Source organism: Glutamicibacter sp. (assembly GCF_032154645.1).
Lineage (GTDB): Bacteria > Actinomycetota > Actinomycetes > Actinomycetales > Micrococcaceae > Glutamicibacter.
Map to the genome: position 1 here is coordinate 20178 of NZ_JALDXV010000016.1, position 26719 is coordinate 46896.

25 protein-coding genes are annotated in these 26719 nt (G+C 58.8%); 12 read left to right on the forward strand and 13 right to left on the reverse strand.

Going from position 1 to position 26719, the window contains the following annotated elements:
• Window positions 1-30: 30 nt before the first annotated feature.
• Window positions 31-855: a DNA-formamidopyrimidine glycosylase family protein gene (locus RUH64_RS12810; protein WP_313813870.1), complete on the forward strand. Its 825-nt coding sequence runs from the start codon at window positions 31-33 to the stop codon at window positions 853-855.
• On the opposite strand, the gene RUH64_RS12815 is transcribed toward RUH64_RS12810, so the two are convergent.
• On the reverse strand, window positions 852-1025 hold the full coding sequence (locus tag RUH64_RS12815) for a hypothetical protein (protein ID WP_313813873.1): 174 nt from the start codon (window positions 1023-1025) through the stop codon (window positions 852-854). The genes RUH64_RS12810 and RUH64_RS12815 overlap by 4 nt on opposite strands.
• A gap of 54 nt (window positions 1026-1079) precedes the next feature.
• On the reverse strand, window positions 1080-1334 hold the full coding sequence (locus RUH64_RS12820; protein ID WP_313813876.1) for a redoxin family protein: 255 nt from the start codon (window positions 1332-1334) through the stop codon (window positions 1080-1082).
• Window positions 1335-1452: 118 nt separating this feature from the next.
• Between RUH64_RS12820 and RUH64_RS12825 the strand changes: the two genes are divergently transcribed.
• Window positions 1453-2469: a pseudouridine synthase gene (locus RUH64_RS12825; protein WP_313813951.1), complete on the forward strand. Its 1017-nt coding sequence runs from the start codon at window positions 1453-1455 to the stop codon at window positions 2467-2469.
• A gap of 74 nt (window positions 2470-2543) precedes the next feature.
• Window positions 2544-3437 (forward strand): hypothetical protein, encoded by an 894-nt coding sequence (locus RUH64_RS12830; RefSeq protein ID WP_313813878.1) that lies wholly within the window; start codon window positions 2544-2546, stop codon window positions 3435-3437.
• Window positions 3438-3467: 30 nt separating this feature from the next.
• On the opposite strand, the gene RUH64_RS12835 is transcribed toward RUH64_RS12830, so the two are convergent.
• Complete coding sequence (locus tag RUH64_RS12835) at window positions 3468-4244, reverse strand: SDR family NAD(P)-dependent oxidoreductase (RefSeq protein ID WP_313813952.1); 777 nt, start codon at window positions 4242-4244, stop codon at window positions 3468-3470.
• 148 nt (window positions 4245-4392) lie between these two features.
• On the reverse strand, window positions 4393-5841 hold the full coding sequence (locus RUH64_RS12840; protein ID WP_313813880.1) for an MDR family MFS transporter: 1449 nt from the start codon (window positions 5839-5841) through the stop codon (window positions 4393-4395).
• Between the two features lie 198 nt (window positions 5842-6039).
• On the opposite strand from RUH64_RS12840, the gene RUH64_RS12845 reads away from it, so the two are divergent.
• Window positions 6040-6579 (forward strand): NUDIX hydrolase family protein, encoded by a 540-nt coding sequence (locus tag RUH64_RS12845; protein ID WP_313813881.1) that lies wholly within the window; start codon window positions 6040-6042, stop codon window positions 6577-6579.
• Here RUH64_RS12845 and RUH64_RS12850 read toward each other — a convergent pair.
• Window positions 6576-7676, reverse strand: coding sequence for an FUSC family protein (locus RUH64_RS12850; RefSeq protein WP_313813883.1), 1101 nt, complete (start codon window positions 7674-7676; stop codon window positions 6576-6578). The two genes, RUH64_RS12845 and RUH64_RS12850, sit on opposite strands and share 4 nt — an antisense overlap.
• Window positions 7677-7810: 134 nt before the next feature.
• Here RUH64_RS12850 and tgt point away from each other — a divergent pair, with 134 nt between their 5' ends.
• Entirely contained in the window at window positions 7811-9106 is a 1296-nt protein-coding gene (gene tgt, locus RUH64_RS12855) for a tRNA guanosine(34) transglycosylase Tgt (RefSeq protein WP_313813885.1), read from the forward strand.
• A gap of 69 nt (window positions 9107-9175) precedes the next feature.
• Here the strand turns inward: tgt and RUH64_RS12860 are convergent, their stop codons facing one another.
• Genes RUH64_RS12860 through RUH64_RS12870 form a run of 3 tightly spaced genes read right to left on the reverse strand, consistent with a single transcriptional unit; the run spans window position 9176 to window position 12204 of the window.
• Entirely contained in the window at window positions 9176-10747 is a 1572-nt protein-coding gene (locus RUH64_RS12860; RefSeq protein ID WP_313813887.1) for a DUF6297 family protein, read from the reverse strand.
• The gene (locus RUH64_RS12865) at window positions 10737-11432 is read right to left on the reverse strand and encodes an ABC transporter ATP-binding protein (RefSeq protein ID WP_313813888.1); all 696 of its coding nucleotides are present in this window, start codon (window positions 11430-11432) and stop codon (window positions 10737-10739) included. Before RUH64_RS12865 ends, RUH64_RS12860 begins: the two co-directional genes overlap by 11 nt.
• A gap of 58 nt (window positions 11433-11490) precedes the next feature.
• A complete protein-coding gene (locus RUH64_RS12870; RefSeq protein WP_313813889.1) occupies window positions 11491-12204 on the reverse strand; it encodes a queuosine precursor transporter in 714 nt (237 codons plus the stop codon).
• 360 nt (window positions 12205-12564) lie between these two features.
• On the opposite strand from RUH64_RS12870, the gene RUH64_RS12875 reads away from it, so the two are divergent.
• The 5 genes from RUH64_RS12875 to RUH64_RS12895 all read left to right on the forward strand — a co-directional run bounded on the left by RUH64_RS12875 (window position 12565) and on the right by RUH64_RS12895 (window position 19377).
• Complete coding sequence (locus RUH64_RS12875; RefSeq protein WP_313813891.1) at window positions 12565-13269, forward strand: TetR/AcrR family transcriptional regulator; 705 nt, start codon at window positions 12565-12567, stop codon at window positions 13267-13269.
• 136 nt (window positions 13270-13405) lie between these two features.
• Window positions 13406-14020, forward strand: coding sequence for a hypothetical protein (locus RUH64_RS12880; protein ID WP_313813893.1), 615 nt, complete (start codon window positions 13406-13408; stop codon window positions 14018-14020).
• A gap of 33 nt (window positions 14021-14053) precedes the next feature.
• Window positions 14054-14878 carry a hydroxymethylpyrimidine/phosphomethylpyrimidine kinase gene (locus RUH64_RS12885; RefSeq protein ID WP_313813894.1) on the forward strand — a complete coding sequence of 275 codons (825 nt, stop codon included), beginning with the start codon at window positions 14054-14056 and terminating at the stop codon, window positions 14876-14878.
• 387 nt (window positions 14879-15265) lie between these two features.
• Entirely contained in the window at window positions 15266-15754 is a 489-nt protein-coding gene (locus RUH64_RS12890; RefSeq protein ID WP_313813895.1) for an FBP domain-containing protein, read from the forward strand.
• A 395-nt stretch (window positions 15755-16149) separates the two neighbouring features.
• A complete protein-coding gene (locus RUH64_RS12895) occupies window positions 16150-19377 on the forward strand; it encodes a S8 family serine peptidase (RefSeq protein WP_313813896.1) in 3228 nt (1075 codons plus the stop codon).
• A 110-nt stretch (window positions 19378-19487) separates the two neighbouring features.
• Here the strand turns inward: RUH64_RS12895 and RUH64_RS12900 are convergent, their stop codons facing one another.
• The 5 genes from RUH64_RS12900 to RUH64_RS12920 form a co-directional block, all read right to left on the reverse strand.
• Complete coding sequence (locus tag RUH64_RS12900) at window positions 19488-20768, reverse strand: glycoside hydrolase family 3 N-terminal domain-containing protein (RefSeq protein ID WP_313813898.1); 1281 nt, start codon at window positions 20766-20768, stop codon at window positions 19488-19490.
• A gap of 209 nt (window positions 20769-20977) precedes the next feature.
• Window positions 20978-22033, reverse strand: coding sequence for an NAD(P)-dependent alcohol dehydrogenase (locus RUH64_RS12905; RefSeq protein WP_313813953.1), 1056 nt, complete (start codon window positions 22031-22033; stop codon window positions 20978-20980).
• A 140-nt stretch (window positions 22034-22173) separates the two neighbouring features.
• Entirely contained in the window at window positions 22174-23466 is a 1293-nt protein-coding gene (locus tag RUH64_RS12910) for a Y-family DNA polymerase (RefSeq protein ID WP_313813900.1), read from the reverse strand.
• Window positions 23456-23872, reverse strand: coding sequence for a translesion error-prone DNA polymerase V autoproteolytic subunit (locus RUH64_RS12915; RefSeq protein ID WP_313813902.1), 417 nt, complete (start codon window positions 23870-23872; stop codon window positions 23456-23458). Before RUH64_RS12915 ends, RUH64_RS12910 begins: the two co-directional genes overlap by 11 nt.
• Before the next feature lie 69 nt (window positions 23873-23941).
• Window positions 23942-24628, reverse strand: coding sequence for an AAA family ATPase (locus tag RUH64_RS12920; protein ID WP_313813904.1), 687 nt, complete (start codon window positions 24626-24628; stop codon window positions 23942-23944).
• Between the two features lie 208 nt (window positions 24629-24836).
• On the opposite strand from RUH64_RS12920, the gene RUH64_RS12925 reads away from it, so the two are divergent.
• Window positions 24837-25385 carry an MOSC domain-containing protein gene (locus tag RUH64_RS12925; protein WP_313813906.1) on the forward strand — a complete coding sequence of 183 codons (549 nt, stop codon included), beginning with the start codon at window positions 24837-24839 and terminating at the stop codon, window positions 25383-25385.
• 478 nt (window positions 25386-25863) lie between these two features.
• Complete coding sequence (locus RUH64_RS12930) at window positions 25864-26718, forward strand: NAD-dependent epimerase/dehydratase family protein (protein WP_313813909.1); 855 nt, start codon at window positions 25864-25866, stop codon at window positions 26716-26718.
• The last annotated feature ends 1 nt before the right edge of the window (window position 26719 follow it).

The window sequence follows — 26719 nt, forward strand, 5'->3', positions numbered from 1 at the left end:
GTGCGCCCCACAGACCTTAGGAGAACACCGGTGCCAGAGGGTGATTCCGTCTACCAGGCCACCGCACGCCTGCATCAGGCGCTGGCCGGGCATATTCTGCTGCACTCCGATTTCCGGGTGCCGGCGCTGTCCACCACCGATTTATCGGGCTACGTGTTCAAGGAGGTCCGCCCGCGCGGCAAGCACCTGTTGATGCGGCTGGCCCCGCCGGCCGCGGCAGATCCTGCCTTTCGACAACCTGAACTGACGCTGCATTCGCATTTGCTGATGGAGGGCCGCTGGGAGCTCTACGCTCCGGGTCAACGGTGGAAACGACCCGCGCACACCGCCCGGGTGGTGCTCGCCTGTGAATCCGTCACCGCCGTCGGTTTCGACATCGCACAGGTCAGGCTCGTGCCCACCGAGAACGAGGATGAACTCGTCGGCCACCTGGGCCCGGACCTATTAGGCCCCGACTGGGACCCGCAGCGGGCTGTAGAGAACCTGCAGGCCCAGCCCGAACGCAGCATCGGCGATGCCCTGCTGGACCAGCGGATCATGGCAGGCATCGGCAATATCTACCGCAGCGAGGTCCTCTTTCTGACCCGGCTGCACCCGTTGACGACAATTGGCCAGGTGGTGAACCTCGAAAAGGTTGTTGAGATGTCCCGCCGGCTGCTTCAGATCAACAAGGGCAGGCCGCGCCGCGTGACAACGGGCCAGGCACGCACCCGCGAACCCTACTGGGTCTATGGTCGCGGCACAAAACCCTGCCTGCGCTGCGGCACGAAGATTCAGCAGTTCAAACTCGCGAGCGATACTCCCGGCCAAGACAGGGACTGCTACTTCTGCCCGTCCTGTCAGCCCGAATCTTAAGAGTATTTCTGGGCAATCAGCCGCAGCACCTGATGCGGATGCGAGGCTGGATCGGCAATGTCCACCCAGCGTTCATGTACGGCGCCGTCCTCGATCAGTAACGTAGCCCGCTGATACAGCACCTGCCCGTCGAATTCGAAGGTCTTCAGGGCCAGCGGTTCCTTGAGCACCAGTTGAGCATCGGAGAGCAGCGGGTATGTCAGGTGCAGCCTCGCTGCTGCCTCCTACTGATATTCGCTCGACTGCGTCGAAACGCCGAAGACCCTTGTCTTCAACTGCAGAAAATCCTCCTGCAGATCGCGGAAGGTGCATGATTCTGCGGTGCAGCCCTTGGCCCCGGGAATCATCTCCCACCCTTCGGGAGCCCCATCCGGCGGGCTCGTGCGGGGATAGACGAAAATGACGCTTCGGCCCTCCACTAGTGAAAGATCGATCATTCCGCCCTGGGTCGAGGGCAATTCCACGTTTTCAAGCTGCATGCTTACCTCCTTTCCAACCCTAGGCAAAGCTCCGCCCAACCCCGAACAGTATTACTTCGCACCGCCGGGGCCTCACGGCCTGTCGGCCGGATAAAGATGAAAGAATGGAACTATGGCAATGGCTTCCCCGCTCCCGGTGCGCAATGGCGTCAACGCAACTCGTCTGCACCTTCCCCGCACCGGCTCTTGGGCTACCGTCGCCGACTACCTGCTCGAACGCTTCGGCCACGTCGATCCCGAGGGCATCCTGCGCCGCTTCGACGTGGGAGAGATCGTAGGCCTCGGGGGCGTGAAGCTCAGCAGGGAAACCCCGATGGGCGAGCACGAATTCATTTGGTACTACCGTTCCCTGCCGGTGGAAACGCCGATCCCCTTCGAAGCACACATCCTGCATCAGGATGAGCACCTGCTCGTCGTGGACAAACCGCATTTCCTGCCCACCACCCCGGGCGGCAAGTTCATCCAGGAATCGGCGCTGGTGCGGCTGCGCAACCAAACCGGGATCGACGATCTGGTGCCGATGCACCGGCTCGACCGGGCCACCGCCGGCGTCATCCTCTTTGCAGTGAATCCCGAGACCCGCGGCGCCTATCAGATGCTCTTTGAACGCAGGGAAATCGCCAAGCGCTACAAGGCGGTGGTGGCGCTGACTCCCGGACCCGGACTGGAAACCGGGGTGGTGCTGCATGCCAACGGCGGGCACGGCCAGCAGCGCTCCACGCAGCAGCTGCGCCAGTTGCTGGAAGGCATGCCAATGACCTACGAGAACCGGATGACCAAGGTCAAGGGCCAGCTGCGTTCAATCGTTGAAGACGGCGAACCCAACGCGCAGACGCTGATCAAGGTGGAGGCAACCGGTGTCAGCTCGGGCTTCCACGCCGGCACCGAGGTCGCGCTGATGGATCTGGAACCGCACTCCGGCAAGACCCACCAGCTGCGCATCCACCTGGCGTCGCTGGGACTGGGCATCATCAACGATGCCTTCTACCCGCGGCTGTGGGACCTGGCACCGGATGACTACGACCGGCCGCTGCAGCTGCTGGCCCACACGATCAGCTTCACCGACCCGTTGAGCGGGCAGGAGCGCAGCTTCAGCTCCAGGCAGCGGCTGCGCGAGGCACCCGCCGCGGTCTAGCTCTTCTCAACACCGCGGATATCTCCTAGGCTGTAGCTCACCAACGCACCTCAGCGAGGAAGGACAGCGGTACCATGGCCAATTCGCGTTCCACACCGCAGCTGCATTCCCTAGTGGCCTCCGCGCAGCGCGCCATCGCTGAAGCTTCCTACCGCCGGACCTTTGACCTGCCCTATGCGGCGCCGGATCGAAGGGCCAACCCGGAGGTGGAATCCACCGACAAACTGCGTGCTGGCCTGTTCATCCTCGCGGCCGCACTGTTGCTGCTCACCTCGCTGAGCGTCAGCACCTCGAGGCAGACGGCGGCGGGACTGCTGGATGTTGGGCTAGTGCAGTGGCTGATCTGGCCGCTGATCTCCATCGCCCTGCTGCTCAGCGCCTGCTTCAGCGCCCTGAGCCACCAGCTGTCATCACGTCGGCAGCGTGCGGTGTCCATCTATACCCTCAGCTCCACCGCGTTGATGGCCTGCGCGCTCACGCTCGCCTCGGGGTTCCTGGGCTGGGCCGCCGCGGTGGTGGCCACCCTGTCGCTGGTGCTCTCACTGAACGGCGTGCGCACCCTGAACCAATTCACCGCACGCAACCACCTTGAACGCCTAGCCACCGATATGCCATTGAGCTTCTTCGCCGGTTTCTCACTGGTCTACACCCTGCAGCTCTGGTTCGCCGCTGCAGGCTTCAACGGCGGAGGTCATTCGCTGTTCGTGACGCTGCTGTCGGTGGGCATCGCCGGCATCGCGGTGGTGCTGGCACACTCCGAACGCGGCCGCCACGCCTTTGCCAGCGGATTCGGCGTCGCCATGATCGCCGCGGCGGTCCAAGGGTGGAAGAGCGAATCCACACCGCTCTGGGTCTGCGCCATCTGGGCTTTTCTCGCGGTGGTGGTATTCATCTGTGCGGAGAACCGCCGCTTCCAAATATCCCATGCCGAGCACCGCGCCCTAGCGGGCAAGGAACTGGATTTCTAGCACCCCACCCGCCGCGGCGAATGTCTGCGCCTAGCGTGGGGCCATGCGGATGGCGCCGTCAAGCCTGATGGTTTCGCCGTTGAGCATGGGGTTGGCAATGATGTGTTCCACCAAAGCCGCGTACTCATCGGGCCGTCCCAACCGCGAGGGGTGCGGCACCTGCGCGCCCAGTGAGTCCTGGGCCGCCTGCGGAAGCCCATCCATCATCGGAGTGTGGAAGATCCCCGGGGCGATGGTCATCACGCGGATCTGATGCTGGGCCAGCTCACGGGCCAGCGGCAGGGTCATCGCCGCCACGGCACCCTTGGACGCCGCGTAGGCAGGCTGGCCGATCTGCCCGTCGAAGGCCGCCACGGAGGCGGTGTTCACGATGACCCCGCGCTCCGCGGTGCCGTGCTCATCCACCAGCGCTTCGCTGTGCGCCATGACCTCCGCCGCGAGCCGCAGCACGTTGAAGGTGCCGTTCACGTTGATCTCAAGGACCTTGGCGAACTTCTGAAGGGGCAGCACTCCCTCGCGCCCGAGCACCTTGCCGGGGGTTGCCACGCCGGCGCAGTTCACCACCACGCGCAGCGCCCCCAGCTCGCGCACCCGGTCCATCACGGTGGCGACGTCGTCGGAGCTGGTGACGTCTGCCGGGGTGTAGCGAACATTCGCGCCGATCTGCGCGGCGATCTCGTCGCCGTCCTCGCGCGGAAGATCCAGCACCAGTACATGTTTGGCCTGCGCCGCCAGTTTTTCGGCGGTGGCGCGGCCCAACCCCGACAGCCCTCCGGTCACGAGTGCCAGCGAATCCCGTAGATGCATCATTACCCCTTCGTAGTTTGCAGATCTTCGGTCAGCCTATCGCCCACTTGTACAAACGTGAAGAACTTGGGTGGTGAAAATGCGAAGGGCCGCGCACCGTCCACCCCGTGGGGTGGCAGGTGCGCGGCCCTGGCACAAGCCGAATCGGCTAGTTCATTGCCGCCGGCGCATCGGCCGCGGCGCTTTCCTCTTCGCTCTTCTTCCCGCCCAGCAGGAATCCGATGATCAAGATGCCGACGCTGCAGGCGGCGCCTACCAGGAAGCCCGGCTTGAAGCCTTCCACCGTCGCCGTGATGACATCGGTACCGGCGGCGATCTTTGAGCTGGTGGACGCGGCCACGACGCCCACGATCAGCGCGGTGCCCATGGCGCCAGCCAGCTGCTGCAGGGTGGACAGCAGCGCGGAACCGTGCGAATGCAGGTGGTGCGGCAGCGGGTTCAGCGCGGTGGTGAACGCCGGGGTGAAGATGAATGCAAGGCCCAGGCTCATGATCAGGTGCATCGTGACCAGCAGCCAGATCGGGGTGTCGGCATCCAGCACGATTGCGTAGCCCAGCAGCGCGGTCAACAGCACCAGGGCGCCGGGGACGATCAGCGGCCGCGGCCCCACCCGGTCGTAGAGCTTGCCGACCATCGGTGCCAACAGACCCATCAGCAGCCCGCCGGGAAGCATGATCAAGCCGGTGGTCAGGGTTTCGATGCCCAGCACGTTGGTGAAGAACATCGGCAGCAGGATGATGACGCCGAACAGGGAAATCATGGCGCACATCATCAGCACCAGAGACAGCGTGAAGTCACGGTAGTTCAGGGAACGCAGGTCCAACAGGGCCTTGTCGTCGCGCTCCAAGCGCAGCTGCAGCAATACGAAGCCGACCAGGCAGGCAATCGCTACGGTCAATATGCCGATGTTCGCCGCGCTTACCCCGGCGGACAATCCGCTCAGGCCGTAGACCAAGCCGCCGAAGCCCGGGATTGCCAGCAGCACCGAGGGCACCGACAGCGGGGTTGCCTCATCACCCACCTCGTTGGACAGTCGCGGCGTGCCGATGACCAGGGCTGCCAGCGCAATTGGAATGATCACGATGAACATGAATCGCCACGACAGGTACTGCAGGATCAGCCCGGACAGGGTGGGGCCGATCGCCGGGGCCACCGAGATGACGATCGATACGTTGCCCATCAGCACGCCTCGGCGTGCCGGTGGAACCAGGTCCAGGATCGTTGTCATGAGCAACGGCATCATGATCGCCGTGCCGCAGGCTTGGATGACGCGGGCCACCAGCAGCACGCCGAGCCCCGGCGATAGGGCCGCCAGCGTGGTGCCGAGGGTGAACAGGCCAATGGCCAGCACAAATACATGGCGGGTGCTGAAGCGCTGCAACAGGAAACCTGTCATCGGAATGACCACCGCCATGGTCAGCATGAAAATCGTTGACAGCCACTGGATCGCATCCGCGGTGACGTTGAATTCTTCCATCAGCACCGGAAGCGCAACATTCATGATGGTTTCGTTGAGGATCACGACAAAGCTGGACACGATCAAAACGGTGATAGTCGTGAAGCTTTGTTTGCTCAAGCGTTCGACAGAGTTAGACACAGCAGGTTCTGCTTCCAAGGGTTCGGTACGGTGATGACGCTAGGAGTAGTGAATAGAAATCATCTGATTGAGATTACCCAATCGATTCTACCCGTCGAGGAAACTTCGAACTAGCACTCACTCATGTCTAAATGGTGAGTTACGCAACACGACGATTGTTTCATGGCATCGGGGGGCTTTGTGTACCAAGATGGACTCATGAACGTGCGTACGCCTGATCCGTATCCTGGCTGGCTTTCCGAGGAAGACCTCTACGAGGCCCGCCAGCGCCTGCCAATGCTGTATGTCGAGGCCATTCCGGTGCGCCTTGACCCGCTGGGTTATGTCAACGAAGTCGGCCTGCTGCTGACCGCCGATGGAGATGGCCGCATGCTGCGCACCTTCGTTTCGGGCCGCGTGATGTACCGCGAAACGATCCGCGCCGCGCTGATCCGCCATATTGAAAAGGATCTGGGCAATATGGTCCTGCCGCAGCTGCCCGCATCTCCGGTGCCCTTCACCGTTGCCGAGTACTTCCCCGCTCCCAGCGAAACCGGGTTGACCGACGACCGCCAGCACGCGGTATCCATGTGCTATATCGTTCCGGTGCGCGGCGAGTCCACACCACGCCAGGATGCCCTTGAACTGACCTGGCTGACCCCCGCCGAAGCGCTCAGCGCCGACATTCAGGGTGAGTTTGCAGGAGGTCGTGAAAATATTCTCCGCCAGGCATTAGCCCACGTCGGAATCAATATTTAATCCGCTTTCTTGGGGTTTGGCGGCTCAATGCCAACACGTTTTCGCATGATGCCGCCAAACCAGCTTCCCAGCAGTACGCCGCAGATGCCGACCACCGAACCAATCACCGTCTCTACGATGCGGTCGTACATGACAGCTGTCGACAATCCGGTGCCCAGCGAGACTCCCACCAGCGCCAGCGGGGTAATGAAGATCTGCGCCATGAAGTAGTTGCGCATAACCAGCATCTCGGCCATGAACTGGAAGAAGCCGATCAGCACCAGCAGCATCCACACCGGCGGGTTGATGAGGAATACCAGCATCATCAAGATCATGCCGACGAGCGTTCCAAGCACGCGGTGGATTCCACGGTGCAAACGCAGTTTCGTGGTGTGACCAACCAGGGGAACCACCGCCGCAACCATGGCCCAGTAATTATGTCCTGCGGACAGGCTGCTGCCTAAGCTATTGGCCAGTGCCCCGGCAACGCCGGCGGTCAATATGTAGAACAGCCCTTCCCACCAAATTGCCGTGCGCACATGGTCCGACAGCGGCGGCAGGCTGGTGCGCTTCCACAGATTCGTCCACTGGCCAATGGCTCCCGCTGCACCAATACCGATCGCTAATGCGATGGTCAAAACCGCCACCAGCAATGCCTGCCAGGCAGGTGCAGGATTCGGGATGGAAGCTATGGCGGCGAAGGCAAAGATGTGGAACAGCGAACCGGTGGGACGAAGGCGCATGAAACCGGCAATCACCGAACAGGCGCCAGCAATCAGCGTTGTGGAGCCGACGATCTGCCACTGCTTGATCTCCGGGTTCGCATGGTCAATCCATAGATTGGACGCAGCCAAGGCCAACGCGATCACGGCGAAGAACAGCAAGCCCGAACGAACCTGCATCCGCAGCCGATTCCAGTACCCGTCGACACGTCCATAGACTCCGGTGAAGGCGCCGAATACCGCAAAGATCACCAGATCCATCCGATTGATAGCCAGCAGGATAATCATTGGGGCGAAGATTCCGACGGCAGTGCGCAGTCCAATCCAATGGTCCTTGCGGGCCGGTCCCAGTGTGATCAGCGATCTGGCGGAGTCCTTTATCTGTTCGAAGGCCACAGCTTCCTTCCGTCACGTTGAACACAATGCGTTGGCTCCCATTATTCGCCCTGTCCCACGTGAAAGCCTAGGTTTGCCGATCGATTCCTACTGTCGTTTTCCTCACCGGGCATTTAATACGGCACACTTGGTACGTGCCCCAGAAGAACTTTGATCCCAGTACACAGCACCCGCGTCAAGAAGAATTCGGCTTCGAAGTCGGTACTCGACTAACAGCAGAAGACGGCTCGCCCATGTTGGGCCGCACCGGCGTCATCCGCACTCCACACGGTGAGGTGAAAACACCTGCGTTCATTGCTGTAGGCACCAAGGCCACGGTGAAGGCTCTCACCCCTGCGCAGGTCAAGGAACTCGGCGCCCAGGCAACGCTGTCCAATGCCTATCACCTGTACCTGCAGCCGGGAGCAGATATCTTGGACGAGGCAGGCGGCCTCGGCAAGTTCATGGGCTGGGACGGCCCCACCTTCACCGACTCAGGCGGATTCCAGGTCATGAGCCTCGGCTCGGGTTTCAAGAAGGTCATCGATATGAAATCGGTTGACCAGTCGGGCCCAGACGACGCGGTTGCCCCGGGCAAGGAACGACTCGCAAATGTGGACGAAGACGGCGTTTGGTTCAAGTCTCACCTCGACGGGACGAAGCACCGTTTCTCCCCAGAAATCTCTATGGGAGTACAGCACCAGATCGGCGCCGACATCATGTTTGCCTTCGACGAGCTGACGACCCTGCAGAATTCCCGCGGCTACCAGGTGGAATCGCTGGAACGTACCCGCCGCTGGGCCGAGCGCTGCATTGCCGAACACTTCTCACTGACCGATTCGCGTGAGGGCAAGGACTACCAGGCGCTGTTCGGCGTCATTCAAGGGGCTCAATACGAGGATCTGCGCCGCAAGGCCTGCCAGGATCTCGGAGCGATGGCCTTCGACGGTTTCGGCATTGGCGGTGCATTGGAAAAGGAAAACCTCGGCACCATTGTTGGCTGGTGCTCCGAGGAACTGCCGGAAAACAAGCCGCGCCACCTGCTGGGCATTTCCGAACCAGACGACGTTTTCACCGCCATCGAAAACGGCGCCGATACCTTTGACTGCGTATCGCCAACCCGTGTGGCCCGCAACTCTGCGTTCTACACTCCCTGGGGGCGTTTCAACCTGTCGGGTGCACGCTACAAGCGTGACTTCACCCCATTGGTTGAAGGGTGCGACTGCTACGCCTGTGAGCACTTCACCCGCGCCTACATCCACCACCTGTACAAGGCGAAGGAACTGCTCAGCCACACGCTGATCTCTATCCACAACGAGCATTTCACCGTAAATCTTGTTGAATCGGCACGCCAGGCTATCGAAAACGGCACCTTCTTTGAATTGAAGGAGCAGGTGCTCTCCAGCTACTACGCGGGAAAGCCAGACCCTCAGGGGCAGCCTGCCTCCTAGGCAAGCATTTCGACGGTGCGGGTCCATGCACGAGGTGGGCCCGCACTCTTGCATTAATTGAGTAGTGAACTAAAAGAATTTCCTCACGCCGGGCAGCGCACATAATACAGAGATTCCCCAGATGCCCCACGGCACCGGTGCCGCCGGGGCGAGAATGATGAAGTAGAACACCGCGCCTGCAGCCAGGGCTCGAATGAGCGTCATCATTTCCTGAATGAGGAAGGCCGACATGGTCATTTCGTTGGTGGCGTTGCTGAAGAGGGCGCCCCATTCCCGTTCGCCGCGCTGTGCATGATCCAGGGCCGAGGAAGCCAGCCCCAGGGATGTCATAACCAACCCAAGCAGCACGGTCCACCACGCTGATTCTTCAAAGAATCCAATTGACCTAAGCCCGAGCGCCCATAGCAGCAGCCATCCCGCCGTCGTAACCGCCCCGAAGCTCAACGCCGCTCGGTCAGCCTGGCTAGGTGTACGGCCCAACAGATTTCCCAGCTCCCTTTGGGTCGCCAACGGAAGTATTGTCGTGGATAAATTGGTGTTGAGAACTCCCAGCAAGACCGCCAAAAGCAGGCAGGCCGCTAACGGGTTGGCTACGTCCTGGACCAACAGCATCATGGCCAAACCGGCAATGCCCACAATGGCAGCGGGCCGCCATAGTCCTGCCCGCAGGTAGCGCAGGAGAATGACGCGTTGTATGGCTGGAAGCTTTGCTGTCAGCCGATGACTGATGGTGTGCACGGTGGAGGAAGCGTGATGCCGCCGGGCGATTGCTCGCGCATCTGCCTGCATCATCAGTCCCGCGACCTGTTGTTGACGAATTCCACCGCGACGAAGTGAAGCACCCGATACCCGGGTGCCGTGTTTGAGCAAATAGTTGATCCCGACAAGGCTGAGCACCACTGCAGCCAGCAGCAGAATCAACCATGGAATCTGGTCCGAAAGGTAGCTTCCTGCAGTTTCCAAGACGATCGGGGGCTTGGAGGATTGGTCCAGCTGAAAAACCGTCAGAACCGCGAAAACACCGGTAATCGCAAGCACTGCGATATTTCCTGCGCCACGGGCAAAACGTTGATGCTCGTTGATCTGAATGACTACTGCGAGTCCCGCTAGCCCGAGTCCCATCACACCAAAAAACAGCGTCGCCAGCGCTATGGTTTCTCCTGGCAATCCGCCATTTCCGCCCGAGAAAACTAAGATCCACAGCAGGCCAAGGAAGAGCGAACTGCAAATCCCCATACCGATGGCTCTGACCCCCATTGGGCGTAGAAGCACCCTCCGCTGGATCGGCAGCGGCAGCCACCATTCTGCCTTTTCTTGCACGATTCCAAGGGGTCCAAGCAAAAGCTGAAAACGAAAAATGGCAATGAGTACCACCGGTAGCAGGACTATCGAAAGCCCCTCGAGGTTCCAGACAGCGGTCGGCAGGGAGATATGCGGGACGCCTTCACCCAGCAGGACGAAGATGGCGCCATACAGCGCACTCGACAGGTATGTCAGCGCAACGACTGCAGCCAAAGCCCAGACATATGCGTCCGAAAATTCATCAATGCGCTCCGAGAAGGATCTCTTGGCGCGCGCCCTGCGCAGCACCGATGCTGGATCGAAGGTCGTGTGGCCGCGAACTGCGGAATTAGCGTTCAAGCCACTGCGCCCCTTCCTTCGAAGGCATGAGCTGACCGCGATCCGCGTCCATCAGATAGGCCTCGTCAAGACAGCATCGCAACATCATCGGATCATGAGTAACCGCAAGAATGCTCACCGACTTGTTGCGGCAGTCTTTCAACCTGTCATAGAGGCGCTGTCGAATTTTTAGGTCAAGACGTTGTTCAGGTTCATCCAGGATGAGGATCTGCGCTGGACGAATCAGTGTAGCCGCCAGCAGAAGCTTTCTCCGTTGCCCTGAAGATAGTTCCGAAGGCAGGTGGTTGCGAACGGAATCAATCTCGAAGAACTCCATCTCCGCGTCGACCCTACGTCGCCAAGAATCAAGGCCGTGTCCCCGCGCCACCATTTCGAGGTGTTCAGCCACGGTCAGTTCTTCAAAGAAGGCACCGTCACTGACCTGAACTGCCACGTTCCTACGGAATTCAAGAGCATCTTCATTTACGGGCATGCCCTGATGCGTTACTGATCCAGAGACTGGAGGCAACGCACCAAGGATGGTCTGGATGAGTGTAGATTTACCGCTGCCGTTCACGCCGATAACCCCCATCCCCGCGCCCGCAGTGATGCTGAGATTTATCGGACCGCAGATCGTTTGCTCGGGATAGCCAATAATCAGTTCGCTGATTTGAACTATTGGCTGCGGGCTTCGAGCTGTGTCCATCTCATCAGCGTAGCGAGAGGTGCCGCGGCGATGAATCGACCCCAATGATGATTCTGGACTATTTTGCGGTGACTAAATTCTTGGCGTAGTCAGGTTCATGTTTCTTGAACCATCGGATGACCAACGAAGTAACGGGCACGAAGATGATCTCCACAGCCGTCTTATAAACAAACCCGACCAAAACATAGTTGATAAAGCTTGCACTGTCGCTAATACCAATCACTGGTGCCGCAATGGCGCAGAAGATCAGTGTGTCAAGGAATTCTCCAACACCGCTTGATCCGATTAATCGGGTAATCAGACCGCGTTCACCGGTTCGTTCTTTGAGCTTGACCAGGACCCACGAATTCGCGAACTGACCCACAAGAAATCCAGCCGCCGAAGCGATGACGATCTGCCAGATGGGCCCAAGGGTACGTTCGAGCGCTTCCTGTCCATCATAAAAATCGGCGGCTGGGAGTTGGATCATGATCCAGAAGCTCGCAACGGCAAAGAAAGCCAGTGCAAACGTGGTGATGATTGAACGGCGCGCTGCCTTGAGCCCGTAGACCTCGGAGATGACATCTCCAAGGATGTAGGCCAGGGGGAAGAGAAAGAATCCTCCGTCGGTAATCAGCGGCCCGAGGGTAACGCCTTTAGAAGCTCCGATGTTGGAGAGGATGACTACCGCGCTCATCAAGGCAAGGACGGTAGAGAAATACGGTGATCCGGCTGAAGCAAAGACCGCTTTATTGGCCTTGGATCCCTCGGGTATGGCGTTGAGATCGCCCATGAAATTTTTCCTTGTCAAAGTGGTTCGCCAAGACCTGTACTGTCACTGCCCCGGTTGAACTTCGCTAGGTGTTCAGCACGGGGGCTGTGAACTTGCTGTCTCGCTGTATTAGCACTTGCTGATTCAAGTATCCCATGCAGCAGTTCCAACCCATCCGTGACCTGGTTCATACTAACCAGTAATTTGGAAGAGAACTTGTCAAAATTTGATACTTCACTTGGAGTTCTTTGGAAAAGAAAATCGAGGTAACAAGGACGAACGTGACCCGCCTCCCGAACTTCCGCATGGAAAAATGTATTTTTTGAACGCGTTCAATTATTGAGTAGACTGGGACGAAACAGCAGAGAATCAAGGGAGCGAATGAACACCCAGCCACGGACTCAAAAGGGGCAGGCCACACAGGCCAAGCTCCTGCAAACCGCGCTGGAATGCTTCGCCGCAGAGGGTTTTCGAGCTTCAAGCATGCGCGTCATCGCAGCGCGTGCGGGAGTCTCCCTTTCACATGCCTACTACTACTTCGAATCCAAGGAAGAGATTGTCGCCCAGCTTCTGCTGAATCTACGTACCGAGCAGTTCCAACGGTGCATTGCGCACCTGGATGAAGGCAACACCCTCGAGAGCAACATCCGCGTTGCCTACAATGCCGCCTTGGAAGTGATGGAGCCTTACCACGATTTCGGCCCGACTTTCCTTAAAGTCCTGCTGTCCCGGGAGGCGCTCACAGCGGAGATCTCGGAGATCGAACTCTCCCTCTGGGAAAAGGTCGTCTCAGGCTCCCGTCCTCTGCCGCCGCTGGGTATTCGCCGAGACTTGCCTCGTTTCCTCTGGCTTTTATCAGGCCAGGTATTCTCGGCCTGGGCCTACGACAATTCCAAGGGGCGACGTCGTTCAAGGTTGCTGATGAAAAATACTGCCCCGGTGGTTGCCAAGTTTGCCGTACTCTGCCGGCTTCCTGTCGTCCGTTCCCTCTTTGAAGACGTCTTGTCACTTCTGGATTCCAGCAACGACGTCCACGACGAGCCCGCCTCCACCGCCGCCAAATCCGCAACAGCCCGCGCCTCGTAGAATTCTCACGGGCGAGCTAGGCAAGGGCCACGTGATGTAGTTCGTTGTCAGCGGACTTACAGAAGCAACACACTTTTAGGCGTAAAGTCGAAGTTGTCACTGGGCTTTTTCTCGCTTCGAAGGAGTACGAATACAAATGAGCGGTACGAGACGTGCACTGCCAGCATGGACAGAGGCCTATGCCCTGCTCCGCGACCGCATTGCTTCTTTCCCGAAGCCGGGAGAAATCCGTTCCGTCAATCACGACGGCGAAGACGTTGAGGTTCTGAGCTATTGGCCGGATGCCTCCTGGACTGCCCCCAACGATGCGAAACGCCTGATCCTGCTGGGCACTCCCAACGAGCAGACAGCAGCTACCCTGCGCAATGCTGGATGGGATGAAACCGCGAAAATGGCATTGCTGGCAGGCAGGCCCGATGACGTTGAACAGGTCGTCAAGCTTCCCGACACCTCGGCACTGTTTGAGGCGCCCATGGACGATTACGACGTCGTCGAGGTCACCGATTTTGACCGTCCGGTTGCCCGCGGACGAATGCACTACGGTTCAACTTTCGGTCTTCTTTCCGACCCTGACCTGTACGCACCAAGCAACCCAGACGTTGCCCGTCGCGCAGTACTGGCGAACTTTGCAGGCGCAGCCTTTGGACACGGTCTACCATGGCTATTGTTGGTGGCAACCAGTGAGAACGCAGCAAACCTCGCCGAAGGCTGGTCCAAGGCCACCGATTTGAGCTTCTGGCAACAGGGCTAAGCACCTTCAATACGCACTACCTCATTTGGGACTATGACTAATACAAACACCGCAAACAGCCCAGCCTTCACCCTGACCATTGCAGGTTCTGAAGCTACCGGCGGCGCCGGCGCACAGGCCGACCTGAAGACTTTCCAGGAACTTGGAACCTACGGAATCGTGGCATTAACCTGCATCGTTTCCTTCGACCCCAAGGATTCGTGGAACCACCGATTCGTTCCGGTAGAGCAGCAGGTCATCGCCGACCAGCTCGAAGCCATCCAGACCTGCTATGAAGGCAAGCTGGGCACCGTCAAGCTGGGCATGATGGGATCACCGGCAACTATCAACACCGTTGCCACCGCCCTGAAGTCCCAGCAATGGGACAACGTGCTGCTTGACCCGGTGCTGATCTGCAAGGGTCAGGAGCCGGGCCACGCACTGGATACCGATGAGGCTTTGAAAGCCAACCTGCTTCCGGTAGCTACCTTCGTCACCCCGAACCACTTCGAGGCCGAGCAGCTGTCCGGCATGAGCATTGCCACCGAAGCCGACCTCATCGAAGCGGCCAAGAAGATTCACGAAATCTCGGGGGCTGCAGTTCTCGCCAAGGGAGGCGTCCGCATCGCAGGTGAAGACGCTGTCGACGTGTTCTATGACGGCACCACCCTTGAGGTGCTGCGCGAGAAGAAGGTGGGCGAAGTAGCAGTGTCCGGAGCAGGCTGCTCGCTGGCAGCAGCCGTCACCGCCGAGCTCGCCAAGGGCGCCACCCCTCTTCAGGCGGCTCGCACCGCCAAGGCATTCGTCACCGAGGGCATCCGCAACCGCGTTTCGGGCAAGACACCGTTTGACGCCCTTTGGCAGGGCGGTCGCCGCTAGGCCCTTCCTGAAACCACAGAACGCCGATGGACTCCGATGAATCCATCGGCGTTCTTTTCGTCAAAGCAGGGGTAAGCATCATCACTTGGGCTGGGACGAAATGCGTTGTTAGAATAGTTGAGGATTTTCAATTTGTTGCGTGCTTGGACACGGGAAAGGGCGGTCGGCTATGCAAGCCACTTTGATGCTCTGCCCGTTCGTCCCCGCGGCGAACGGGGCCTTCACTAAATAACACGGCGCCAACTGCTGTTGGCTGGCCGTCATTGGTGTTGCCCTGCACTCCCTCGCCACTTTTGGGGACTTTTCTTTGCCATAACCCCTCGGCGCATCTTCCTGTGCCGAACCGCGGATTTTCTTCGCGGCAAAAGAATTCTTCAAGGACACACCATGCAGCCATTAACCGAAAAAATGATCCGCTCCAGCTTCATCAACGCAAGTCGTCAAGAGGCCAAGAAGCTCACCCTCCCGGAAAATTTCTCCAGCATCGACTGGGACAAACTGGAATACCTGGGTTGGCGAGACCCCAAGATGCCGCAGCGTGGTTACATGATCCACACCTCCCCCGAGGGAACGATCCGCGGACTGCTGCTTCGCGCCACCGCTGGCGGGCGCAAACCGGGAAGCGCCGCCATGTGCGAGATGTGCAGGGATGTAACCATCCCCTGTGCTGTTGGCATGTTCACGACACGGCGCTCCGGACAATCCGGGCGGGACGGAAATACCTTGGGCACCCTGATCTGCTCGCATTTCGAATGCTCGTCCAACGTGCGCATCGCCCCGCCAAAGGACCCCATCAACCCAGATCCAATGGTGGTTGTTGCAGAGCGAATCATCATGCTCGATGAGCGCGTCGACGCCTTCATCAACAGGGTCTAATTCAGGGGCTGCCGGTGCCTGCCGGCAGCCCTTCATCTTTCGCAAAGTAGATAACTAGCCAGTAACAAACCGTCGAACAAATCTAAAAATGCCGACGCTGGCAAACTCCCGGAATCTCAACTTTTGCTTGGATTTCCTAGGAACCAACTCTGAAAGCGCCCCATCTAGCAAAGATGGCGGAATCGGACACTATTCAATAACCCCTTGATATATGAGCTAGGTCACCTATCATTCCAAACTAGGGACTTTGACGCTTCAGCGGACGTCTGACCCTGGATCGATCATCATCGCCCGCATCGCTTTGTCGTATCGGCCGCCCGTTTACGGGTGTACTTCCGCTGTCCAGCTCGGCTAGGAGAAACATGGTCACACGACGCACTGAGAAATTGCCGCGTATGTTGCTGGGATCTGCCACTGCTTTGGCTTTGGCCGTGACCGTCAGCATTCCGGTAAGTGCAGCAAGTATCCCGCAACCTGCAAACGGCGACGAGGCAGCATCCCTGCCCATCGCCAGCAGCGACTCACTTTCAAACAGAAAGGTCGCAGGCCCACTGGCCAAGGCTTCAGGCGAAGTCTCGGTCTTTGTCCAGCTAGAGGGCGACGGGGCCTACGAGGAGGTCCAAAAGTCCGGAAAGTCGAAAGACACCGCAAAGGTCAAGAAGATCCGCGCAGACGTCAAAAAGACAAGTAAGGAACTTGCTTCCGAAACGAACTCCGAGGTCATCTATACGACGTCCAACTCCATGCGCGGCGTGGCGCTCACCGGCGATGCCGACGACCTGCGCGCGTTGGCTGAACGCGGCGACGTGGCCAAGATCAGCGCCATCGTTCCCAAGTCGCCATCCAACCGTGGTTCGGTCATCGACACCGGCGCCCTGGAGTCCTGGACCGCCCAGAAGAAGACCGGCGAAGGAGTGAAGATCGCGGTGCTGGACACCGGCATCGACTACACCCACGCCAGTTTCGGCGGCCCGGGCACCCTCGAAGCCTACAAGGAGGCTCAGGCTTCCAACGAGCTTCCATCGGCCGATTCCGGGTTGATCGACCCGGACAAGTTCATCGGCGGCTGGGACCTGGTCGGCGACGACTACAACGCCGATTCAAAGTCAGACACCTACCAGCCGATTCCCAAGCCGGATCCAAACCCGCTTGACTGCGAATTCGCAGGCCACGGCTCGCACGTTGCAGGCACCGCAGCCGGTTACGGCGTCAACGCCGACGGCTCCACCTTTGAGGGCGACTACTCCGAACTCTCAGCGGATGACGTCCGCTCTATGAAGGTCGGGCCGGGCTCCGCGCCGAACGCACAGCTGATCGGCATCCGCGTCTTTGGCTGCAGCGGCTCTTCCTCGGTGGTTGGCCAGGCCCTGGACTACGTGCTTGATCCAAACAACGACGGCGACTTCTCCGACCGCGCCGACGTGGTGAACATGTCCCTGGGTTCGGACCACTCCCCCGTAGAAGATCCCGAAAATGACATCGTCGACTCGCTGTCGGCCGCAGGCATCCTCTCGGTGGTTGCCTCGGGCAACGCATCGGACGTCACCGATGTCGGAGGATCCCCCGGCAACTCGCGTTCGTCGTTGACCGTAGCCAACTCCGTCGGTTCCTCGGTCACCGTGGACAAGATTCAGGTGGATGCACCGGATGACGTTGCAGGCACGGCCGCCGGCCAGTACTCTGCAAACTTCAACTACACCAATGCTGATCCCGCCAAGCTCAGCGGCGAGGCAGTCATGGCCCCGGCCGACAACAAGTTCGGCTGCGAACCATTCGAGCCAGGTTCCCTGGACGGCAAATGGGTCTGGCTGACGTGGAGCGAGAACGGCGAGTTCCCCTGCGGTTCCGCCGCCCGCTTCAACAACGCTGAAGCAGCCGGTGCCACCGGCGTCCTGCTGGACTCCGAGGCAAACATCTTTGATGCAGGCATCGCCGGCAATACCACCATCCCGGGCGCACAGTTCACCCTGGACAATTCGAAGAAGCTGCGTCCGGCTGCCGAGGCAGGCACCCTGAAGGTCACCCTGTCCCCAGACTTCGTCGGTGCGGCTTCCACCCCATCCGATTCCCTGGACACCCTGAATCCTTCGTCTTCGCGCGGCGTGCACGGTTCGAACGGCATCGTCAAGCCCGATGTCGCGGCCCCGGGCACCCAGATCGGTTCGGTAGGCGTAGGCACCGGCAACGGTGTTGCCGTCATGTCCGGCACCTCGATGGCAACCCCGCTGGTTGCAGGCATCTCCGCCTTGGTTCTCGAAGGCAACGATGACATGACTCCGGCCCAGGCCAAGAGCATCGTCATGAACACCGCAGCAACCGACATCAAGGATGCCGACGGCGACGCCTACGGCCCAACCCGCGTCGGCGCAGGCCGCGTCATGGCAGACAAGGCAATCTCAACCCCTGCCTACGCCTATGATTCCAAGGCCGAGGACTTGACCAGCGTGGTCTTCGGCGTGGTCGAACTCGACGGCAAGGCCCAGTACAAGGCCACCCGCTCGATCACCGTGAAGAACACCAGCAACAAGTCGCAGACCTACAAGGTGAACTACGTGCCCGCCACGCAGATCCCTGGTGCTACTTACACGCTTGACCGCAGCTCGGTCACCGTACCTGCCGGCAAGACCGCTCAGGTCAAGGTAACCCTCAAGGTAGACCCTAAGAAGTGGGCCAAGACAATGGATCCAACCATGGAAGCAACCCAGTCGGGTCTGAGCCGTGCCTGGCTGGCTGATGCCACCGGCCGCGTCGAGCTGACCAGCAGCACCGCACCAACCCTGCGCGTTCCCGTTCAGGCGGCGCCAAAGCTGACCAGCGATATGTCAGCCAAGGCCGACAAGCTGAAGAAGGGTGCAAACACCACCAAGCTGCAGCTTAAGGGCAAGGACATCGTCGCCGGCGACGACGCATCGCAGGTAGTTTCCCTGCTCGGAGCCTTCGAGCTGGGTGCCAACAGCGATCGCGGCGGTGCCGAAATCGACGCCATTCCAGGCGCCCGCGCGGTGGACCTCCAGCACGTGGGTGCATCGAGCACCGCACCAAAGACGGGAGTGGCTGACGGAGTTCTGAACGTCGGCATCTCGACCTGGGACAACTGGGCCCACCTTGCAGGAGCAACCGAGCTGGACGTTGAATACGACGTTGACCAGGACGGCAAGGCTGACTACGTCAGCTTCACCACCATCTTGGACGACATCGATCTGGACCTGGTCGCCACCTACGATCTGAAGACCGGCAAACAGGTCGACCTTCAGCCACTGAACGGCGTGATGGGCGATGTTGACACCAACACCTACGACACCAACACCGCAATCCTGCCGGTTTCGCTGGCGTCCCTGGACCTGGGTGAAGATGCTTCCAACATCTCCTACCGCGTCCTCGGCTACTCCTGGTACAACACCGATGAAGCAGGTTCGATGATTCCTGTTGACCAGACCGACTGGATCAACTTCAACGTCGCCGAGCCTCAGGTTGATTTCGGTGCAGAAGGCTCGGTCTTCACCGACCTGAAGGGCACCAACCTTCCGGTATCGGTAGCCGACACCTCCAAGGATGCCAAGGCACTGCTGCTGCACCTGCACAACGGTTCCGGCGACCGCGCACAGGTGGTCGACATCCGCTAAAGATTTGGGTTGAAAACCCCAAGTCAGGCGACAGACTAGGCCCGGGCTGCTTTCTAGCGAGTGAGAAAGCAACCCGGGCCTTTATTTGCCTTGCAGCGATTTCGCTGGAATTACTGCTGGCGCAATTTCTCTTCAAGCACCAGGACCGCCGCATCGTTGACCTTCGCCGCGAATTCCTGATCTGACTTTGCCTGCTTCTCCAGTGCTTTTGCCATCACTACCGAATCGGCCGCGGAGACGCACAACGGCATGGTGCCACCTGCTTCGACGAATTTCACCGCACGCTGCCCGACCTGTACATCCGCCACCTGCTTGGCTTCGCACAGGTCGTCGGAGATAATCAAGCGTTTGTACCCCAGCTGCTCGCGCAGCAGCCCGGTAATGACCTTCGAAGAAAACGGGGCATCATTCTTCGAATCAATCTTGGTGTAGAGGGCATTTGAGATCATGACCCAGGCGAGATCCTGGGCGATCGACTTTTCAAATGGTTCCAGATCCGGGCTGTCGGTCCCTGTGGTGGTGTCCTCGACCGAACTGGACGTATCGGTATTGGCAGTCACCTTTCCCAACCCCGGGAAGTGCTTAACCACCGGCTGCACCCCTGATTCGGCAAAGGTTTCGTTGACCGTCAGCACCGAGCTCGCTACGTCTTGAGCGTTGTCCCCATATTGACGTCCGAAGTAGCCAATGGGGTCGTTCTTCGTGCCGATACTCTCCGGCACGACGTCTGCCACCGGAGCAAGATTCACGTTGACCCCGGCTTTCACCAGTTCTGCTCCGACTCCCGAGAGTCGGGACTTCAAGGTGGACTGGGACCATTGTCCCTGCTTTGTGGCTGTAGGAAGCTCAGAGAAACCGGGTCCCTGCAGCACCCGAACAAAGCCGCCCTCTTGATCTGTGGCGACCCATACGGGCAAATCCTGCGGCATATTTTCGGCAAGGGCACCGGTAATTTTCTTGACCTGCGCGGCAGTTTGGGAAACCGAAAGCTGCGAACGCCCGCGGAGGAACACATTTGAAATTCCCTGTTCCTGCAGTTGCGCAATTTCGCCTTTAGAAGCGCCTGTGGCTGGTACGCCGGCCATGACCAAACTTGCCGCCAGTTCTCCGGTGCTCATTTGGTCGGCAAGCTGCCGGGCCTGCTCCTCAAGCGTTTTCGGCGCCTCGGTACCATGAGTGGTGCTCGGTACGGGGCTGCCTGTACCTGATTCGCCGCTCGAGCTAGGTCCGGTACTCGAAGCGGTGGGTGGTTGGTTGGACGTTGGAGTGCTGGCAGCGGGTGAAGATGGTCCGGCAGTGGTGTTTGCCTTTGGCGCTCCGGCGCTGCAGCCGGTCATCAGCAACGCGGCGAGCACTCCCCAACAGGCAACCTGACGCTTACGAGTTGTCATGCCGCCCATTCTTTCACTGCTTTCTGCGAACAATCTTGGACTTTTGCCTCATCAGCCGGTTGATACCCAGCCAGTCATCAGGTTCATCTGCTGCGTCGCGAAGGTCGGACATCGCAGCGACGACGACTAGGAACCACCGAAGACAGCCTGCCCAGTAAACGGGCAGGCTGTTCATTCGGCTGGAACTAGGGCGGCAAAGATAGTCGCTGCTATGCCATATGGGGCACGACTACAGCTCGGGCAGAGAGTTCACCCGCCTGAAGTTTGCGGTAGGCTTCCAACGCATTGTCCATTGTGTAGAGTTCCACGTCTGGGGTGATCTTCCCGTCGCGATAGAGCGCAACAACCTCATGCAGTTCCTCGATGGTGCCCCAATAGGTGTTGACCAGTTCAGCTTCGTACGGCGCCGTATAGAACGACCAGGTGTACGGGCCGCCAGCGATGCCCACTACCGTCATGCGGCCACGGGAAGCTACGGTCTCCATCCCGAGTTGAATTGTTGGCGACACCCCGACGAAGTCGAAGACCGCGTCGACGCCTCGGCCTCCGGTCAGTTCTCGAATCTGCGCCACCTGGTTTTCACCGCCGGGCACGGTGACAGCACCGCGGGATGCTGCAAGTTCCATGGCCTCTTGCTTCATGTCTGTAGCGATGACCTTGGCGCCGGTGATTGCCAGCAGGATCTGCACCGCGACTTGACCTAGCCCACCAAGTCCAATCACCAACGCCGTTTTGCCGCCGCCCGCCAACTTATCGAAGGAGTTCTTGATGGCATGGTAGGGGGTCAATCCCGCGTCGGACAGCGGCGCGGCCGGAACCGGATCTGCATCTCCTAGGGGGACCAGATTTCGTGCGGGGACCTTGATGTACTCGGCCATTCCACCATCGCGGCCTAGGCCGGAGGCGAGGTATCCCACCTGTTCTGGGTGCTCACAATAGGTGTCCTGACCTCGAGAGCAGGCCTTGCAGCGACCGCAGCCGATGGGGCCGTACACCAAGTATGCCTCGCCGGGGTTGACTCCCGATACTCCTTCGCCCACTTCTTCAACCCAGCCGGAGTTTTCATGACCGAGGATGTAGCTTGGCTTGAGCAGTTCACTCGTTGCACCCATCTCCGGCGAATATTCGCTGTACACGGCAACGTCTGAATGGCAGGCTCCGGCCCCGGCAACTTTCAGTACAACCTCGCCTGGACCAGGCGTTGGTTTGGGGACGTCCTTGATGGTTGGGAAGGTCTTCCATTGTTCGAAGACGACTGCTCGCATTGCCACACATCCTAATCCGTAGATGTTCCATCGCGCGGGGCAAACGAAAATCACCCCTGACGTCGCGGTGGCTTCAGCCACAGTCTAGGATTCGGTGGCTTAAGGGTCAAGGAACCTGCAATACTCGGATGAAGTGGACATCAAGCTTTAACAACTGGCAATTCGTCCCAGTGGGTGGTGAAGCGTTGCGAAATGTGTTCGCGTTTCATCGACCAGTCCGGAGCCTGCGCAATTCCGGCGCGCCCCAGCCCAATAGCCTGCGCGCCGAATTTCGCCGAGATGTTCTGGACCACCTGCGAAACGTTGGCGCTTTCCTGTTCTCCCGGATCTGCCGCTTCACCAAAAATATCCAACTGCTGTTCCCCGGGGTTGTCGCTAAGCCCAGAAAGGATCACGCCGCCTCGGACGTAGTCAATGCCAGGCTGCATCAGTTCGTTCATCGCGGCTATCGCAATGCGGGTGAGCAATATTGGGTCGCGGGTGGGCCGTTCAAGCCTGACTTGGGTCGTGGGGAACGACGCTTCTCCCCTGGCGAATCGGCTAGTTCCTGCGGTGACGGTCAACAAGCTTGCATAGCGGTCTTCCCGAGCCAAGCGGCTGGCGGCTTTTTGCGCATAGATGGACATGACTTCTTCCATCGCTTCGCGTGTGCGCACCGGCGTGGAAAATGACCGGGTAAACATGACCTGCCCTTTATCCGAGCGCTCTTCTACCGGCCCAATACAGCGCTGACCGTTAAGTTCGAAAACCGTGCGCTGCAGGACAACAGAGAATTTCTTGCGGATCGCCAGAGGATCAGACGCCTTGAGGTCTGCGATGGATTCGATGCCCATCCCGGCAAGTTTGGCCCCGGTTTTTCGCCCCACGCCCCAAACATCTGTGGCTGGAACCAGCGACATGATCTTGTCCAAGACTTCCCGATCCATCAGTTCGCTCACGCAGACCCCGCCAAGGTTCACGTTGCGTTTTGCAATATGATTCGCAAACTTCGCCAAGGTTTTGGTGCTCGAGACCCCGACGCACACCGGAACTCCAATGCTCTTATCGATCGCGGCTCGAATCTGCGCCGCTGTGGCACGCACCTGTTCCAAGCTGCCTTCAAGCCCCACGAATGATTCATCGATCGAATACACCTCGTGCCAGGTTCCAAATCTCCCCAGCAGCTCCATGACACGGGCCGACATGTCGCCGTAGAGTTCATAGTTGCTTGATCGCACCGCCAGATTGTGGCTCTGCACATAGCGCTGCACCTTGAAGAAAGGCTCACCGGTGCTGATGCCTAGGTCCTTGGCTTCTTGGGAACGGGCTACTACACAGCCGTCGTTGTTGGAGAGGACAACCACCGGCCTGTTGACCAGTCGCTGATCAAATACGCGTTCACATGAGACATAAAAATTGTTAACGTCTACCAGCGCAACATGGTCAGTGGACATGGTGCAGGCACCTCGTGACAACTCCGAAGACGCTTACTTCATCGCCTTCGGTCATGGTAACCGGGATGGGCGACTCATCGCAGAGCAGCCCAGTTTTTGCCCCGCTGACTTGCCAGCGACGGATGAGCATTTGCCCGTTGAGACTCAGCACCACCACACTGTTGTGGCGCACAGGCAATGAACGATCGACGATGATCTCGTCTCCGTCGTAGATGCCTGCTGACTGCATGGAGTGCCCACCGACCCTCATGATGAATGTCGAGACTCTGTCCTTGACCAGCAGTTGATTTAGATCCAGCCCGCCATCAAAGTAGTCGCGGGCCGGCGAGGGAAAACCCATGGCTGAGACAGCCTGTACGGGACCGGCGCTGGAGGCCGCCGGCACAAAAGGCTCTGCATTACTCACAGGGTCTCACCTCATTCTGCGATCACATTATTCGTAGAAAGTTTCGAATATTTGAAATTGTACAGCTTTTCAGCTCGAAGCCGCACTCGCATCGTCCGGCGAAATCAAGCCAGGAGACTCGGGATCAGAATTGTCGATAACACGGGTCGCATGGAGCCAAGGTGTTGACGCTTCGAAGTATAGGCGCTGACCTCCGACGTATCGATGCATCGACGGGTGTTCCGGATCGGGGTTGCTTCCATCCCGGAGCGACATGCGGCGTGCTGTTTCCTCAAATGGCACATCCAAGAAAATCGAGTAATCCCATTTTTGCCTCAGCTCCTCCCTATGCAGGAACATTCCCTCGATGAGCACTATGCAGCGGTCTGGGGCCTGCCTCGCGGGCACCTCAACTCGAAGATTCATTTTGTGCTCCGTGGCGACCGGCCAGTGTGTTCCGTTGCCACCGCGCGAAAGGGGCATAAGCACTAGTCGATTAAGCGCTTCATAGTCATAGGTGTCGAGCCAGAACCCTTCTGGCGAATTTCGTCCTTTTCGATGTCGAACCGCGGTTAAGTTCAGAAAGTCATCAACATGAATCAGGATGACCGGCTTGCCTTCGAAGTGCTCGGACAGCTCCCGTGCAAACGTTGATTTGCCACTTCCGTCCACACCATCAATTGCTACCAACGGCCTCGGCACATCCAAGGTGGCAACCTCTTGGGCTAGCTCGCTCAGCAGCATTGACCTGTCATTGACCTGATAATTATCTGTCATTCAGATTACTCTTCCTCCTCATCGCTTCGAGGTTCGTTTCCCTTCAGTGAAAGCTTTGCCCACCGTGGTGCAGCACCCTCGGAGGGCCAGAATGTCAGTCACATCTATTTCGTTGCCCAACGTGATGCAACATCTATCCAGAGGGAGGATGGAGCACTGCGAAAAATCCCCCAAAAACCGGCGGCAAAGAATCGCTTATAGTGTCCGTATGAACAGCACTGCAAAGGTACTGGCCGTCCACCTAGATTCTAAGCACCGTTTCAGCAAAGAAACTGTCAGCGAGATCAAGCTACTTGAGGGTCTCGGCGTGGCCGGCGATGCTCACGCAGGAACTACGGTTCAACACCGTTCTAGGGTCAAGGCAGATCCCAGCCAGCCCAATCTGCGTCAGATTCACCTGATTCACCAGGAGCTGTTCGATTGGCTGACTCAGAAAGGCTACTCAGTAAAACCTGGAGAGCTGGGCGAGAACGTGACAACCACAGGAATCGATCTCCTTGGGCTGCCGAAGGGAACCCTTCTAGAATTGGGGCCAGAATCCGTCGTTGAAGTAACCGGGCTGCGCAACCCTTGCTCCCAAATAGACAGCTTCCAACATGGGCTACTCAAACACCTCGTTGGCTATGACGAGTCAGGTGAACTAGTTCGCCGGGCAGGAATCATGGGTATCATCCACCACGGCGGTACCGTCAAGCCAGGCGACAAAATAGGCATTGTCATCCCAAAAGGGAAACATGAAACCCTTGAGCGCGTTTAGGTCTACTTTTGCTTTCTCTCTTTGAATAGCATTCACTTCGAGATTACAGTCGGACACTCCTAACTCGGCTTTGGGGCGTTACTCTTGTGCCTCAATCCGACCAGAAATGTACCCAACCCCGAGATGCTGTCGATCCATCTCGCTGAATCCGCAATGAATCCTGACGTACCGGGCAGATTTCCCAACCCATCCATGGCATAAATCAACATGCACAGGTATGTCCAGTCAGCTCCGTGGATTGCCCCTGGCAATCATTTATTGCTTGTTGGTCTGATTCCCGAATTGCGCAGCCCATCTCCATGGCTGTTTATTAAGAAGAACAAGATGATTGCAAGAGTCTGGGCCCAGAACCTTCAACCAGAAGTTAAAATCCTTGGCAACCAGGCCACGATGACACATATGAAGCCTAGGTCAGCTTGGAACAGGGCCTTAGAACTAATCTAGAAGAAACACCTACAGTTTCCAGCCAAGGAGTCACGTGCAAGTACTACTGGTCAGCGCCGGGGATGTTGCTATCGAATCTGGTCTTCGCTTCGTCAGACAGGGCTATGAAGTGGAGGGCTGGCGCCGCAACAGCAGCAAACTCCCTGCAGAATTCAAGGGTCAAGACGTAGATCTTTTGAATCCTTCGGCGTGGCCAGTCATCGATGAATCCACCGAATTTGTGGTCTTCACCCCGGTTCCTGCCGCCCGTACATACGAGGCCTATACCCGCAGTTATCTGGAGGTCGCTCAAGAGCTGGTGCAGCGGCTATCTGTCCAGGCACCAACTCTCAAGCGCATCATTTATGTTTCTTCTTCTGCAGTATCTGGCGGCGGCGACGGCGAATGGATCGACGAAGGCACCGAAGTGGCACCCAATAGGGCCACTTCCGAGGTTCTGGCAGCCACGGAGCGGGTGTTTCTGGATTCCGGCCTGCCGGTGACGGTTCTGCGCGCATCAGGAATCTACGGGCCTGGGCGCAACCACCTGATCGATCAAGTACGCGATGGCAGCGCACGGATGCCGCTGGATTCCCACTGGACCAACCGCATTCACCGCGACGATCTGGCCCAAGCGATCGTGCACGTGGCTACGTTGGGTAATGCCTCCGAGGATGTTTACATGGTTACCGACGATGAACCAGCCCAGATCGATGAAATCTACACGTTCTTAGCCGAACAGCTGCGCCTGCCTATTCCTCCTCAGGCGACCGAACAAACGGTGAGGCGAGCGGCAAACCGCCGCATCCGCAACGACAAGCTGCTGGCCACCGGTTTCGAATTGCAGTTCCCGGGATTCCGCGAAGGCTACCGTTCCGTACTGGCTGGCGACTCCATCCGCCACCGCTGAA